The organism is Rhodococcus sp. no. 34 (assembly GCF_054589475.1).
In genome coordinates, this window is sequence record NZ_BAAILK010000012.1 from 709,948 (window position 1) to 723,365 (window position 13,418).

Consider the following 13,418-nt stretch of genomic DNA (forward strand, 5'->3'; position numbering starts at 1 on the left):
TCACGTCAGTGCCGTGAGAGATTCACCAGAAGCAGGTCGCATCCCTTGCGGATGTCGTACTCCGCATCGGGGATGGAGATTCGACCGTTGAGGCACGATTGGATGACCCCGAACCACAGCTGCATCAGCAGACGCAACCCGGTGTTGTCTTCCTCGGTGGGGTTCTCGATCCCGGCCGCGTCGAGGATGATCTGCCGGAAGCCGCGATCGATCTTTCCCACGTCCGGCACCGTCGCGACGTTGGCGGTACTGGACGACTGCAGCATCGCAGTCGAGAGAGCCGGCCGACGCAGTAACCCGCGAGTCGCGCGAACCAATACCTCGTACACCGCATCCTGCGGATTGTCCGACTGAACCTGATGCCTGACAAAGCTGGCACCGATCTGGTCGATCTGCTCGACCATCACAGCGACGAAGAGGTGCGTCTTCGAGGGGAAATAGCGATAAAGAGTGCCGATAGCCACGCCCGCCCGCTTGGCGACCTCGTGCATCTGTACCCGTGAGAGTTCCTTCTCGGTCCCCAATTCGGCTGCCGCTTCCAGCATCCGCACATGGCGCGCCCGCTGCTCGTCCGAACTGGGCTCTGCAGCGTCCCTGACCTCGGCAATTCTCGGCAACGTCGCCCCCATCATCGATTCTGTGTCCCGGTCGCGAACGACCTCGCCAATTCTCTCATCTCGACCACCCATCTCGGCATATTGCCCGCTCAGTGGGACCTGGCATGGCCTTCTCTCCCCGTGCGGTATTCCGTGGACACCCCACCCTCTTGGAGTAAGGACGCAATGATGCAGGACTGGACCACCGAGTGCGACGTGTTGGTAGTCGGCTCCGGCGGCGGCGCGCTGACCGGCGCATACACCGCGGCAGCTCGAGGATTGACGACGATCGTCCTCGAGAAAACCGATCGCTTCGGCGGAACTTCCGCGTACTCGGGCGCATCCATCTGGCTGCCGGGAACCCAAGTACAGGAACGTGCGGGACTCCCCGACTCGACGGAGAACGCACGCACCTATCTGCGCGCATTGCTCGGCGACGCCGAGTCCGAGCGCCAGGATGCCTATGTCGAGACCGCTCCCGATGTCGTCGCACTACTCGAGCAGAACCCGCACATCGAATTCGAGTTCCGTGCGTTCCCCGACTACTACAAGGCCGAAGGCCGGATGGACACGGGACGCTCCATCAACCCTCTCGATCTCGATCCCGCCGACATCGGTGACCTCGCCGGCAAGGTGCGTCCGGAACTCGACCAAGACCGCACCGGTCAGGATCATGCTCCCGGCCCGATGATCGGTGGGCGCGCACTGATCGGCCGACTGCTGGCCGCAGTCCAGAGCACCGGTAACGCAGAACTTCGTACCGAATCCATCCTCACCTCCCTGATCGTGGAAGACGGTCGGGTTGTCGGCGCCGAGGTCGAATCCGGCGGCGAAACCCAGCGAATCAAGGCGAACCGCGGTGTGCTGATGGCAGCGGGCGGCATCGAAGGCAACGCCGAGATGCGTGAGCAGGCCGGCACCCCCGGCAAAGCGATCTGGAGTATGGGTCCCTTCGGCGCCAACACCGGTGACGCGATCTCCGCCGGAATTGCTGTCGGTGGCGCAACCGCTTTGCTCGATCAGGCGTGGTTCTGCCCCGGCGTCGAGCAGCCGGACGGCAGCGCCGCATTCATGGTCGGCGTTCGCGGCGGACTCGTCGTCGACAACGCGGGCGAGCGTTACCTCAACGAGTCTCTCCCGTACGACCAGTTCGGCCGGGCCATGGATGCGCACGACGACAACGGTTCTGCAGTGCCATCGTTCATGATCTTCGACTCGCGCGAGGGTGGCGGACTACCTGCCATCTGCATCCCGAACACGGCGCCTGCCAAGCACCTCGAGGCCGGAACCTGGGTCGCCGCCGACACTCTCGAAGAACTCGCCGCCAAGACCGGACTGCCGGCCGACGCATTGCGCAGTACTGTCGAAAAGTTCAACGATGCCGCAAAGCTGGGAGTCGACGAAGAGTTCCATCGCGGCGAAGACCCGTACGACGCATTCTTCTGCCCACCCAACGGCGGCGCGAATGCGGCACTGACGGCGATCGAAAACGGTCCGTTCTACGCGGCCCGCATCGTCCTCAGTGACCTCGGCACCAAGGGCGGATTGGTCACCGACGTCAACGGTCGAGTCCTGCGTGCCGACGGCAGCGCCATCGACGGCCTGTACGCCGCCGGCAACACGAGCGCGTCACTGAGCGGCCGCTTCTACCCCGGTCCTGGCGTTCCGCTCGGCACGGCCATGGTCTTCTCGTACCGAGCAGCCCAGGACATGGCGAAGTAACGAAGTAACACAGTTCAATCGCACTGTGTGGCAACAGATCGTGGGGCAGCCGATATCGCAATCGGCTGCCCCACACTCTGTCTCACGGCGTCGCGATGTTGAAATTCGGGTCGAACACGTCCATGATGTCGGCAAAGCGCGACAGTGTCGAGACGTCGCCGTCGTGCGTGACCTTCCCGCTTTCGAGAATGGCGGATGCCTTGCCCGGTTGGAGCAGGATTCCGGCAAGTAACGGCTTCGGGCCCGTGACCGTCAGCTGCGCGTCGGGTGCACGTCCGGAGCGTGCGTTCAGCACCGCCCGACGCACCCACATGTTCCAATCCTGCTTGGTATCGGCAAAACTGAAGTTGATGGAAATGTCGACGTCGTTCGCCTTCTCCGCAACGAGATGCACACCGGCGTAGTCGAAGAGCAGATCTATCGGCATCGACAGAATCGTGTCCGTACTGTCGGTGTTGACCTGGCCGGCACCGGTCACCCCGTTTCTCAGTTCCATTGCGGTGGCGAGGAAAATCGACCGATACTGCGGCACTTCCTGTTGATACCCGAGCTGTTCGTAGGCATCCGCCTGTAGATTCTTCGCTTCCTCGTCGTCAGAATCGGCGAATACCAAGTGATGAAGAAGCTGCACCGCCCACCGATAATCGCCTGCATCAAAAGCATTGCGGCCCTCGGCGAGTATCTTCTCCCGCCCGATCAAGTCGACGTGCCGCTTGGCGTGATCCTCGGGCAGCAACGGCAGGATCGTCGCAGGGTCACCGTCCCAGAAGCCGAGCTCCTTGTGGAACACAGCGCGCACGTTGTGGTGCAGTCCGCCGTGGTAGTAGCGGTTGTACCACTTCTGTCCGATGGCTTCCGGTAGCCGGACGACCTCCGCAGCTTCGAGCGGCGTGTAGCCCTGGTTCGCGAACCTTAGCGCCTGGTCGTGAATGAACTTGTACATATCCCGTTGTGATTCAAGGAATTCCACCACCGTGGCGTTCCCCCACACCGGCCACGTGTGCGGACCGTGGTGAACTTCGACCTCGTCGCCCCACCGCACCAAAGTCTCATCCAGGTATCTGGCGAAGTTGCGCGCATCTCGGGTGCGTGCGCCTCGGATCGTCTGGATGTTGTGCATCGAGTGATTGGCGTTCTCGGCACAGGTGAGCGCTTTGATGGCCGGGATCCAGATATGCATCTCCTCCGGCGCTTCGGTGTCGGGAGCGTAGAGGAACTCGAAGTCCCACCCGCCGAGATTGCGTACCTCACCGGTCTTGGTGATGCCGTCGGTGGGCGGAATGTAGGTCATGTGGATGTTCATCCCGTCGGCGCCTGATCCCAGACCGACGGTCACCAGACCACAATCACATTGGGGCAGAATCAAACCGAAGGTGTACCCCATCCGCCGCGACATCGCATTGCCGGTGATGACGTTCTCGCCGATCGCAAACTTGTTGAAAGACTCGATGGTTCCAGGCGCGACGATCGGAATCTTGCCGGACACCACGTCTGCTTCGTCGACGAGGCCCTTGACGCCGGCGTAGTGGTCGAAATGCGTGTGGGTATAGATGATCGCGACGATCGGCTTGTTGTTGCCGAGTTCACGGCGGAAGAGTTCCAGGCCTGCTTTGGCTAGATCAGCGCTGGTGGTGGTGTCGATGATGACCAGTCCGTCCGGCGCATCGACAATGGTCAGGTTAACCGCGAACCTGACTTGGTACAGCCCGTCGACAACCTTGTAGAGCCCGCAGCGCCTCACCAACTGCGACTGCCGCCACAGACTGGGGTTCACAGAGTCAGGCGCTTGCTTGTCATCGGTGATGTACTCCAGAGGTTGACCGTCGTGAATCAGATCGCCCTCGTCGTTGAAGACCTGATCGTTCTCCCACCCGGCGATGAACCCGCGGTCCGCGTCGCCGAAATCCTCCCGGTCAGACATGGGATAGTCGTCGACTGCCGCGCGATTGACCTCGACGGTGAACGGTGTTGCAGGCTTGGTCTCAGCACCCATGAGCACTCTCCTCCGGTCCTTGTGTCCTCGTCCACGCAAGAACGCGATGCCATCGACGTGACCTCACGCGGAACCCTCTGCAACCAATCTGGTGGCCACGCGGAATTCGCGCATCACCCATCGCAGGTGAGACGGCGACTGAACAACGGACAGGACCAGAGCGTCACTCCGGGTCGAGACCGGGCAACCCGTCCACACTCTTCGCGTTCTTCTCGGCGCGATAGGCGATTAGCCGCTCCGGGCCCTTCTTCTCCGCCACGCGGTCGAGCACGTCACGATCGGATTGGTAGTCCATCAGCGGTACTGCGTATCCGCACGAATCCGAAATGCGCGTCAGATCGACCACGACGATTGACCGCACCCCCGGGTGCTCAGGGAACCTACCGACAAGCTCGTTGAACGGTTCCGACCCTGCAAGCAGAACGTGTCCGTGACCGTGCAGTCGTACGATCTTCGGCGGGCCTTCAAACGCCATGAACATCAGTGTTATTCGGGAGTTCTCGCGCACGTGCGCGATGGTTTCCACACCGCTGCCGGTGAGGTCGAGGTACGCCACCCGGTTGGATGTCAGCACCACAAACGATCCGACTCCCCCTTTGGGTGAGCAATTGACCAACCCGTCAGCAGACAACGGTGCGGTGGCAACGACGAACAGCGGTTGAGCCTGCAACCACGTGGTGAGCTTTTCATCGATGCCTTCGTAGACGCGCCCCATGTCGAGAGTGTAGTTCGCGCCGACTGGACGTCACGGGGCAGACGCTGCGGCGGCTCGAATCTCCTCACACATCGCTGCGAAGACGCGGTCGTCGGCGGGATTCGCCGGCACCGCCAGTGCAATGCCGTCGCAGAGACTCGCGTATTTCGAACTCAGCACCTCGGGGAGTTCGGCGTAGGTGCATTGCGTGACCAGCCTGTCGAGAACATCGTCGGTGAGGACGGCAGGTAGTCGAGCCCAATCACCTGCCCGCGCCATCACTGTCAGTTCTTCCCCGACCTCGGATAATCCGAGGACCTCCAGCGCGACTCGGTACGCCGGAGTGGAGTAGAGAAAGGCAAGTTCACTGCGCACCGCTTCTCGTTGAGCAAGTATCGCGGCAGGATCTTTGCCGGTGATCATCTTCGGAACGACAATCAGTCGCGGCTTCCTTCCTCCTGCCGTCAACGATGGAATGATCCTCTCCGCGAGCACCTTCGGATGGGAGCTGGTGGGGTGAGAAACAAAACCGTCGGCGACGGCTCCCGCCAGTGAGCACATGCGCGAGTTCACTCCCCCGGTCCAGATCTCCGGAGCCGGAACATCGAGCGGCCCGGGATTGAAGTAGGGCTGCAGCCGGTCGAAGGTGTAGTGCGTTCCGGCATGGTCGAGTTCACCGCCCTCCTGAAAAACTCGGAAGATCTCGCGTACAGCGCTGACGTAATCACGCAGTTGCGCAACAGGATCCGTCCACGGCATCGAGTACCGCCCGACGATGTTCCCACGCACCTGCGTCGCAAGCCCCAGTTGAAATCGCCCACCCGAGAAACCCGCAAGATCCCAGGCAGCCAAAGCCGTCACCATGGGACTGCGCGCAAACGCGACAACCATCGACGTCCGGACAGTGAGAGTACTGCTGTGCTCGACGGCCAAGGCCGCCACCGCAAACGGATCACGAATGGTTTCGGAGATGTGCACCGTGTCGAAACCAAGGTTCTCGATGCGTCGGACGTGCTCAGCTACCTGCCGCAGCGGAGTGTCGGCAGGTAGCGAGGTCACCAATTCCATATCAGCTCAAAGGCTCCAGGCGAATCGACAGCAGCTTTCCTTCGGTAGCCACCTTGCGAGCGTGTTCATTGAAATCCGGGGCGGCACAAACGAACAGGGTACGACCGTCGGAACCGCCGAGTCCGCAAGCGAAGACACCGCTGTCGAAGGCAATTTCGTCGACTATCTCCCCGCTGGCGCCCACATGAAGAACACGGCTTCCGAGGGCATCGGCCACCCACATCGAATCGTCTCCGTCGATACAACACCCGTCCGCCGCAACGACGATCTGAGCGAGGGTGGTCTCCATCTCGGGTCCACCAGGCACCGGCCCGAACGACGCCCAGTCGCGGCGTTCACCCAGAGAGCCGTCGGCCTGGACGGCAAACGCACTGATTCGATTTCCCAGCGTTTCGTCCACGAGCAGATCTCCGGTCGACGTCAGAGCCATTCCGTTGGGGAAGTGGAGATCTCGCGCGACGACGTGCACCGATCCGTCGGGGTCGACGCGGAGGAGATCTGCCGTCTCGACGGGGGCCAGGTTCATCAGATCGAACCCGAAGTTGCCCACGTACGCTCGTCCCTGTGCGTCGACCAGCATGTCGTTGACGTTGGCACTGACGTACCCGGACAAGTCTGCGTGCACCACCAACTCGCCATCGGATTCTCGCCGCAGAATCTTCTGGTCCCGCATGGAGACGACCAGTAATCTGCCGTCCGGAAGCCACCCCAGCCCGGACGGCTGCCCTGGAACCTCCGCCTCGACGCGTATGTCGGTCCCGTCCTCGCGGGCCGAAATCACCTGGTAGGTGTAGAAGTCCGACACCCAGATCCGGTTCTCGTGCCAGCGCGGGCATTCGAAGTAGGTGTATCCCTCGAGAACTACCGCAACTTCTGGTGCCATCGGGCTCTCCTGAGTCGGTGATGAATGAAGTATCAGTCTCATTCAATCACCGGCACCGCTGTCGCGGTGTCCGATTCCCGACTAGTCGCCGGCGCGAACTTCGTCCAACACGTCGAAAGCGGATTCCCATCCGTCGTACACATTCCCGTCACCCTTGAATCCCGGAATTCCTACCAGGTGGAAGGTCATCTCGGTTTTGTCACCCCGTTCTGCGAGCGTGACCGTTATCCGAGGTGCGGCATCCACCGGATCACTCGGATTTCCCCAGGTGAAGACCAGCCTCTTCGGCTCGTCGACCTCGAGATAGGTTCCGCCGGTGGGGTACTCGGCTCCGTTCTCGTCGTTGATCATCAGGTAGCGGTACGTTCCGCCAACTCTGGGATCGATCGTGACATGCTCACGGGGACTGCTGACACCCTTCGGATGCCACCAGCGCGCCGCCTCGTCGGGGTCGGTCCACGCCTGCCAGACAAGGTCGCGCGGCGCGTCGAAGATCCGGGTGATGGTGAATTCTGCAGTGGCATCGGCATTCCGGTCACTCATTGTCCTTCTCCTTCTTCGGTCGACGTTGTTTCAGCTCACGTAGACGCTCGTCGAGGAGGTCGAAGCGTTCGTTCCAGCCTCGCCGGTGTTCGTCGACCCAGGCGCTGGCGTCGTCGAGACCCTCTGCGCGAAGGGTGCACGTGCGCCATTGCGCGGTGGCGGTTCGTTCGATGAGACCGGCTCGCTCGAGCACCTTCAGATGCTGAGAGATGGCAGGTCGACTCATTTCGAACGGCTCGGCCAACTCACCGACGGTCATCGAACCATCAGTGAGGCGAGAGAGCATTTCACGCCTCGTCGGGTCGGCCAATGCGCTGAACACTGCATCGAGTCGGCCACTTCGCTCGTCCATGTAAGCAACTCCTTAATTAAGGAATAGCTTAAACATAGGACTCGACATCTTGCGCGTCAACCCTTTCAGCTCCAGGTATATCGAAGCCGCTCGACGGTTGTCGCCTCGTCCATCTGGGAGAAAGTCTCGCGCTCAACTCCCTTCACTGACACCATCGCTTCGATGATCGACTCCCCGAAGATTTCCTTCGCCACCGAGGAGGAGTTGAACTTCTGCACTATCTCGCGCAGATCGGTGGGGACTCGGGTCACCCCGCGCTCATCACGTTCCGCCTCCGTGAGAGTCGACGGGTTCACCACAATTTCCGGCGGCAATGGCGAGGCATTGCCGATACCGATATGCGAAAGGCCAAGTATCGCAGCGGTCGCCAGATACGGGTTGGCCGATGGATCGACGATTTTCACTTCGGCGTTGGCGCCGTGTGGATTCGACGGTGACTCTGCGCAGAACCTCAGTGCCGCTTCCCGGTTCTCGAGCCCCCAACAGACGTAGGCCCCCGACCAATTGTCCGGTCGCAGCCTGACCCCGGAGAGCGGTGAGGACGCAAAGATGGCCGTGAATTCCGTGAGGTGAGAGAGGATTCCACCCAAAGCTGACGATCCTTTGTCGGTCATCCCGTACTCCTGCCCGCCACCGGAGAAGACGGGTCGCCCACCTGAGTTCAACGAAAAGTGCTGGTGTGCACCGTTCCCTGCACCTCCGACCGTAGGTATCGGTGAAAACGAGGCCGCCAATCCGTGGGCTCTGGCAGTGCGGCTGATCAAGATCCGGGCCAGTATCACCAGGTCGGCAGCCTGAACAGGAGTTGCCGGAGCGATGGAGATCTCGAATTGTTCCGGTCCGTACTCTGCATGAACTTGCTCGATATGAAGTTGTGCGCGTTCGGCATTGCGCAGAAGGTCCTTGAGGAAGTCCTCGCGGCGCAGGACTGCACCTAACCCGTACGCCGACCACGCTCCGTTGCACGCATCACCGAAAAGAGTGAACTCGATCTCGTGACCCACCCGAGCTTCCAGTCCGTCGGCGGCAAGCCGCGCCACGACGGCAGTGAGTGCGGACCGAGTACACACGGCAGCCGTCGCACCGTCTTGCTCGTGCAACGTCGCCGGCGCCCACGACACGCCCCCTCCGAGATCACGGAGGTCGGAGCGGTCGATACGCAACCGGAGATCACCCACGACGGAAAAGGAATCGGTGAAGGCAATCCGATCGTCGCTACAGAAGACGTTCCAGCTCGGTGAGACTCCCGCACCGGCTTTCTCGAAGACACCGGTTCGGCCGGCCGGCATCACCTTCGCGCGCGCGACACCCGCCATGTCGACGATCGAGCCGATGGTCAGAGCCGGTACTTCCCTCATCCAAAGGCAAATACCCCACCCGGTGACGCGCCAACCCGTCAGATCAGGTTGTCCTCCACCGGCAGTCCGAACGCCGCCCGGCCGTAGAGCGCCAACGCGCGCTCGGGTTCGTTGGCAACGTGAACGCTGCCCGCATGAACGTCACGCCACGCACGCTCGATCGGGTTTCCGCGAGAGAGGGAGTTCCCGCCTGCCGTCTTGAAAAGCATGTCGATCGCTTCCACCGAGCGTTCCGTCGCACGAACCTGATCACGACGCGCACGCAGCCTCATCGAGAGTGGGAGCTCCTGACCGGCCACAGCAAGTTCGTACATCTCCCGGATATTGCGATCCATCTGCAGAATCGCAGCATCGATCTCCGACGACGCACGTGCGACGGCGACCTGAGCGAACTGATCCTCGCTGAACCGTCCACCACCCAAACTCAGACGGACGCGCTCACGCATCACGTCCAGGTACCCCTCGTAACAACCGGCGACGATGCCCACACACGGAGCGGCAACCGTCGAGGTGAAGATACTCCCGAACGGAAGCTTGTACAGCGGACCAGGATTGACTGCTTGGCCTGGGCCGCGAAGTTGTGCGGTCTCGTAGTTGCGCTTCAATCGGTGCTCGGGAACGAAGGCCTTGTCGACCACGATCTCGTTGCTCGCGGTGCCGCGCATCCCCACGACATCCCAGACATCTCGGATCTCGTAATCCGTACGCGGCACCAACACCGTCATGAAATCGACGGGACGACCATCCATGCCGACCACCATCGCGCCCAGCAATGCCCAACTCGCGTGATCACAGCCGGAAGAGAAGCCCCACTGGCCCGACAGTTCGTAACCACCGTCCACCGCCGTCAGTCGACCGACCGGCGCGTAGGCGGACGAGATGAGCGTCGTCTGATCCTCTCCCCACACGTCGGCCTGCGCTCGGTCGTCGAAAAGTGCAAGATGCCACGGGTGCACCCCCACCACCGACGCGACCCAACCGGTCGAGCCGCAGGCAGCCGAGATGGCCCTGACCACTTCGTAGAACTGAACCGGGTCGCTCTCGGCACCTCCGTATCTTTTCGGCGCCAGCATGGAGAAGACGCCGGCTTCGGACAGCTCCCGGATGGTCCGTTCGGAGATCTTGCGCGAATCGTCGACCTTCTGAGCGCGGGCCGCGATCTTCGGGAGCAGATCACGGACTGAACTCAGAACCTTGTTGACCATGGGAGACACTCCTCGCACCGAACCGTGAGGGAGCGGATCGGCAGATAGACATAACGGCTGCCCCGTCACGATATGTCGGTCACGCGTTCCGGTGATCGGAAGTCCCGGAGGCCGGGATCAGCCGCCGGATCCTCGCGCTCGCCGCTGGTCCCGGCCAGTGAGACGAGACCCCAGAGGCAATTCACGCTCCCCTAGCGTCGGGCGTCGACACTGCCCCTGGAAAGGACGGGACTCATCGTGACGATCACTCAGTCCGACAACGACGAGGTTCGCGAGATCCAAGCTGGAACCGCGCCTACACGCTTTGCGCGTGGATGGCACTGCATTGGGCTCACGGAGTCCTTCAAGGACGGCCAGCCGCACTCCATCGAGGCGTTCGGCACCAAGCTCGTCGTCTTCGCCGACAGTGAAGGCAACGTCAAGATCCTCGACGCGTACTGCCGCCACATGGGTGGCGACCTGAGCCAGGGCACCATCAAGGGCGACGCCATTGCCTGTCCGTTCCACGATTGGCGCTGGGGCGGCAACGGCAAGTGCCAGAAGATTCCGTATGCACGCCGCGTTCCCCCGCTGGCCAAGACGCGCGCCTGGCAGACCCTCGACCAGGACGGCATGCTCTTCGTCTGGCACGACCCCGAGGGCAACCCGCCGACCGACGACGTAGCCATCCCCCGTATCGAAGGCGCGCTCAGCGACGAGTGGAGCGACTGGGTCTGGTACACCACGACCGTCGACACCAACTGTCGTGAAATCGTCGACAACATCGTCGACATGGCGCACTTCTTCTACGTGCACTACTCCTTCCCGACGTACTTCAAGAACGTCTTCGAAGGCCACGCCGCAACGCAGTACATGCGCGGCGTCGCTCGCTCGGACATGCGTCCCCACGCAGCAGGCACCCCGAAGATGGTCGGCAGCAACTCTGTTGCCACGTACTTCGGCCCCTCCTTCATGGTCGACGACCTGACCTACGAGTACGAGGACTACAACGTCGACTCTGTGCTCATCAACTGCCACTACCCGGTCAGCGCTGACAAGTTCGTCCTCCAGTACGGCATCATCGTCAAGAAGTCGGATCGCTTCCAGGGTGAAGCTGCCGACGCGATGGCCGCGAACTTCGGCACGTTCATCGCCAAGGGCTTCGAGCAGGACGTCGAGATCTGGAAGAACAAGACTCGCATCGAGAACCCGCTCCTGTGCGAAGAAGACGGCCCGGTCTACCAGCTCCGTCGCTGGTACGAACAGTTCTACGTCGACGTCGCGGACATCGCTCCCGAGATGACCGAACGCTTCGAATTCGAACTCGACACCGCGCGACCCGTCGCCGCCTGGCAGAAGGAAGTCGAAGACAACCTCGCTGCGAAGAAGGCAGACGAAGATGCAGCCTCTTCAGTGCGCTGAGTGCAAGGCGCAGGTCCTGGTTCAGAAGAACAGCTGGGAACACACCACCGTTCAGTGGAGTGACCAGGCCCGCGCCCAGTGCCTCGAAATCGCCGACGACCGTGAATTCGGGCAACGCGAAGGACGACCCGGTGCTCCCCGCAAGGAGTGCGGCGCCTTGATCGCGTCCATCGTGAACGCTGCAACGGCCGGCAAGCTCGAGATTCTCAACGACGAGCCGGTGCCTCAGCCGATCGTCGACGACAGCGAACCCGTACCGACTCCGTTTCACTAGTCAAGCCAACATCTTTCGAAGAAGGTAGTAATGATCGATCCTCAGTACTACGGCCCGTGGGCAGTCATCGCCGGCGGTTCCGAAGGTGTCGGCGCAGGGTTCGCCGACGAGCTCAGCAAGATCGGCATCAACCTCGTTCTCATCGCCCGCAAGCCGGGCCCGCTCGAGGAGACCGCGGCCAAGGCACGCGCCAACGGCGTCGAAGTACGCACTCTCGCATTGGATCTGCTCGTTCCGGACGCGCTCGATCAGATCAAGGCGGTCACCGACGACGTCGAGGTCGGCCTGCTCATCTTCAACGCCGGCGCCAACAGCTACGGCCACGAGTTCGTGACCGGTGATCTGACGGGATTTGCGGGAGTCATCGAGCTGAACATCAACAAGCAGCTCGAACTCTCGCACCACTTCGGCGGATTGATGAAGGATCGCGGACGCGGCGGCATCATGCTGCTTGGTTCGCTGGCCGGATTCATGGGCTCCGAGCACCAGAGCATCTACGCGGCGTCCAAGGCATTCGGGCGCATCTTCGCCGAAAGCCTGTGGCTCGAACTCCAGCCGTACGGCGTTCACGTCGTCGAGTTCATTCTCGGTGTCACTCGCACACCCGCTATGATTCGCGCGGGACTGAACTTCGACATCCCGGGCATGAACGTCGCAGAGCCCGAAGATGTTGCACGTGAAGGTCTCGAACACCTTGCCGACGGCCCGATCTGGGTGGCTGCAGGAAACTACGAAGGCGCCAAGAAGCGCAGTGGCTTCCCCCGAGACAAGATGGTCAAGGGCGCTGCCGAAGCGATGCGCAAGCTGCTCAACCGCTGACATCTGCTGTGCGCCTTTATTAACCCCCCGACGTTAAGAAAGGCGCACAGCATGAGCATCGACATCACCACTCTTCTCGACGAACGCGAGATCACCCGCTCCATCTTCGAGTTCGCCCGAGCCATGGATGCGCGGGACTGGGATGAACTCCACCGGATCATGACGCCGGACGCTACGGCAGAATTGGGCACCGGAACTCTGCGCGGACCCGCCGAGGTAGTGGCGTCCATCCGCTCGTTCCTCGACGAGTGCGGTCCCACCCAACATCTGATCGGTAACGTGCTGGTCGAGGTGGTCGGCGATCTCGCCACCAGCCGCTCCTATGTCAGCGACATGCATGTGGGCACCGGGAGCAAGGCTCACCTGAACTTCTTCACCCTCGGCGACTACCACGATTCTTGGACCCGAATCGACGGAAGGTGGCGAATGACGCACCGCACCAAGCATTCACACGCCAGTCAGGGATCCATCGAGGTTCTGGGCGCCGGCCCCAGCGGTTGGCGGAGCTGA

The 13,418-nt window shown here is 61.8% G+C and carries 14 protein-coding genes; 5 read left to right on the top strand and 9 right to left on the bottom strand.

Translation table 11 applies throughout. The features are described from left to right. Positions 1 to 5: 5 nt before the first annotated feature. Entirely contained in the window at positions 6 to 632 is a 627-nt protein-coding gene (locus ACYP01_RS04285; RefSeq protein ID WP_030536987.1) for a TetR family transcriptional regulator, read from the bottom strand. 153 nt (positions 633 to 785) lie between these two features. Here ACYP01_RS04285 and ACYP01_RS04290 point away from each other — a divergent pair, with 153 nt between their 5' ends. Continuing rightward, positions 786 to 2,318: an FAD-dependent oxidoreductase gene (locus ACYP01_RS04290; RefSeq protein WP_037128865.1), complete on the top strand. Its 1,533-nt coding sequence runs from the start codon at positions 786 to 788 to the stop codon at positions 2,316 to 2,318. An 82-nt stretch (positions 2,319 to 2,400) separates the two neighbouring features. Here ACYP01_RS04290 and ACYP01_RS04295 read toward each other — a convergent pair whose 3' ends face one another. From ACYP01_RS04295 to hsaA, 8 genes are all read right to left on the bottom strand, one after another. Beyond that, positions 2,401 to 4,311 carry an alkyl/aryl-sulfatase gene (locus ACYP01_RS04295; RefSeq protein ID WP_099697521.1) on the bottom strand — a complete coding sequence of 637 codons (1,911 nt, stop codon included), beginning with the start codon at positions 4,309 to 4,311 and terminating at the stop codon, positions 2,401 to 2,403. Between the two features lie 163 nt (positions 4,312 to 4,474). Then, positions 4,475 to 5,026, bottom strand: coding sequence for a pyridoxamine 5'-phosphate oxidase family protein (locus ACYP01_RS04300; protein WP_459678763.1), 552 nt, complete (start codon positions 5,024 to 5,026; stop codon positions 4,475 to 4,477). 30 nt (positions 5,027 to 5,056) lie between these two features. Next, positions 5,057 to 6,073: a TIGR03617 family F420-dependent LLM class oxidoreductase gene (locus ACYP01_RS04305; RefSeq protein ID WP_459678765.1), complete on the bottom strand. Its 1,017-nt coding sequence runs from the start codon at positions 6,071 to 6,073 to the stop codon at positions 5,057 to 5,059. Position 6,074: 1 nt separating this feature from the next. Further along, positions 6,075 to 6,956, bottom strand: a complete 882-nt coding sequence (locus ACYP01_RS04310) for an SMP-30/gluconolactonase/LRE family protein (RefSeq protein ID WP_058037664.1) — start codon at positions 6,954 to 6,956, stop codon at positions 6,075 to 6,077. An 81-nt stretch (positions 6,957 to 7,037) separates the two neighbouring features. Further along, entirely contained in the window at positions 7,038 to 7,499 is a 462-nt protein-coding gene (locus ACYP01_RS04315) for an SRPBCC family protein (protein WP_030536982.1), read from the bottom strand. Continuing rightward, positions 7,492 to 7,851, bottom strand: coding sequence for an ArsR/SmtB family transcription factor (locus ACYP01_RS04320; RefSeq protein ID WP_003940373.1), 360 nt, complete (start codon positions 7,849 to 7,851; stop codon positions 7,492 to 7,494). The genes ACYP01_RS04315 and ACYP01_RS04320 overlap by 8 nt, the downstream gene beginning before the upstream one ends. A 65-nt stretch (positions 7,852 to 7,916) precedes the next feature. After that, positions 7,917 to 9,209 (bottom strand): type I glutamate--ammonia ligase, encoded by a 1,293-nt coding sequence (locus ACYP01_RS04325; RefSeq protein ID WP_228401331.1) that lies wholly within the window; start codon positions 9,207 to 9,209, stop codon positions 7,917 to 7,919. A gap of 38 nt (positions 9,210 to 9,247) precedes the next feature. Then, the gene (hsaA, locus tag ACYP01_RS04330; protein WP_042448427.1) at positions 9,248 to 10,414 is read right to left on the bottom strand and encodes a 3-hydroxy-9,10-secoandrosta-1,3,5(10)-triene-9,17-dione monooxygenase oxygenase subunit; all 1,167 of its coding nucleotides are present in this window, start codon (positions 10,412 to 10,414) and stop codon (positions 9,248 to 9,250) included. A 237-nt stretch (positions 10,415 to 10,651) separates the two neighbouring features. Between hsaA and ACYP01_RS04335 the strand changes: the two genes are divergently transcribed. Genes ACYP01_RS04335 through ACYP01_RS04350 form a run of 4 tightly spaced genes read left to right on the top strand, consistent with a single transcriptional unit; the run spans position 10,652 to position 13,418 of the window. Then, positions 10,652 to 11,815, top strand: a complete 1,164-nt coding sequence (locus tag ACYP01_RS04335; protein WP_003940257.1) for a Rieske 2Fe-2S domain-containing protein — start codon at positions 10,652 to 10,654, stop codon at positions 11,813 to 11,815. Beyond that, a complete protein-coding gene (locus tag ACYP01_RS04340) occupies positions 11,793 to 12,089 on the top strand; it encodes a hypothetical protein (RefSeq protein WP_192712211.1) in 297 nt (98 codons plus the stop codon). Before ACYP01_RS04335 ends, ACYP01_RS04340 begins: the two co-directional genes overlap by 23 nt. Before the next feature lie 30 nt (positions 12,090 to 12,119). Then, the gene (locus ACYP01_RS04345; RefSeq protein ID WP_020909164.1) at positions 12,120 to 12,908 is read left to right on the top strand and encodes an SDR family NAD(P)-dependent oxidoreductase; all 789 of its coding nucleotides are present in this window, start codon (positions 12,120 to 12,122) and stop codon (positions 12,906 to 12,908) included. A gap of 51 nt (positions 12,909 to 12,959) precedes the next feature. Further along, the gene (locus tag ACYP01_RS04350) at positions 12,960 to 13,418 is read left to right on the top strand and encodes a nuclear transport factor 2 family protein (protein WP_459678768.1); all 459 of its coding nucleotides are present in this window, start codon (positions 12,960 to 12,962) and stop codon (positions 13,416 to 13,418) included.

Excerpts from the sequence above, each read along its gene's own strand:
- ACYP01_RS04285 (WP_030536987.1), bottom strand. The coding sequence starts at position 632 with ATGATGGGGGCGACGTTGCCGAGAATTGCCGAGGTCAGGGACGCTGCA.
- ACYP01_RS04290 (WP_037128865.1), top strand. The coding sequence starts at position 786 with ATGCAGGACTGGACCACCGAGTGCGACGTGTTGGTAGTCGGCTCCGGC.
- ACYP01_RS04295 (WP_099697521.1), bottom strand. The coding sequence starts at position 4,311 with ATGGGTGCTGAGACCAAGCCTGCAACACCGTTCACCGTCGAGGTCAAT.
- ACYP01_RS04300 (WP_459678763.1), bottom strand. The coding sequence starts at position 5,026 with ATGGGGCGCGTCTACGAAGGCATCGATGAAAAGCTCACCACGTGGTTG.
- ACYP01_RS04305 (WP_459678765.1), bottom strand. The coding sequence starts at position 6,073 with ATGGAATTGGTGACCTCGCTACCTGCCGACACTCCGCTGCGGCAGGTA.
- ACYP01_RS04310 (WP_058037664.1), bottom strand. The coding sequence starts at position 6,956 with ATGGCACCAGAAGTTGCGGTAGTTCTCGAGGGATACACCTACTTCGAA.
- ACYP01_RS04315 (WP_030536982.1), bottom strand. The coding sequence starts at position 7,499 with ATGAGTGACCGGAATGCCGATGCCACTGCAGAATTCACCATCACCCGG.
- ACYP01_RS04320 (WP_003940373.1), bottom strand. The coding sequence starts at position 7,851 with ATGGACGAGCGAAGTGGCCGACTCGATGCAGTGTTCAGCGCATTGGCC.
- ACYP01_RS04325 (WP_228401331.1), bottom strand. The coding sequence starts at position 9,209 with ATGAGGGAAGTACCGGCTCTGACCATCGGCTCGATCGTCGACATGGCG.
- hsaA (WP_042448427.1), bottom strand. The coding sequence starts at position 10,414 with ATGGTCAACAAGGTTCTGAGTTCAGTCCGTGATCTGCTCCCGAAGATC.
- ACYP01_RS04340 (WP_192712211.1), top strand. The coding sequence starts at position 11,793 with ATGCAGCCTCTTCAGTGCGCTGAGTGCAAGGCGCAGGTCCTGGTTCAG.
- ACYP01_RS04345 (WP_020909164.1), top strand. The coding sequence starts at position 12,120 with ATGATCGATCCTCAGTACTACGGCCCGTGGGCAGTCATCGCCGGCGGT.
- ACYP01_RS04350 (WP_459678768.1), top strand. The coding sequence starts at position 12,960 with ATGAGCATCGACATCACCACTCTTCTCGACGAACGCGAGATCACCCGC.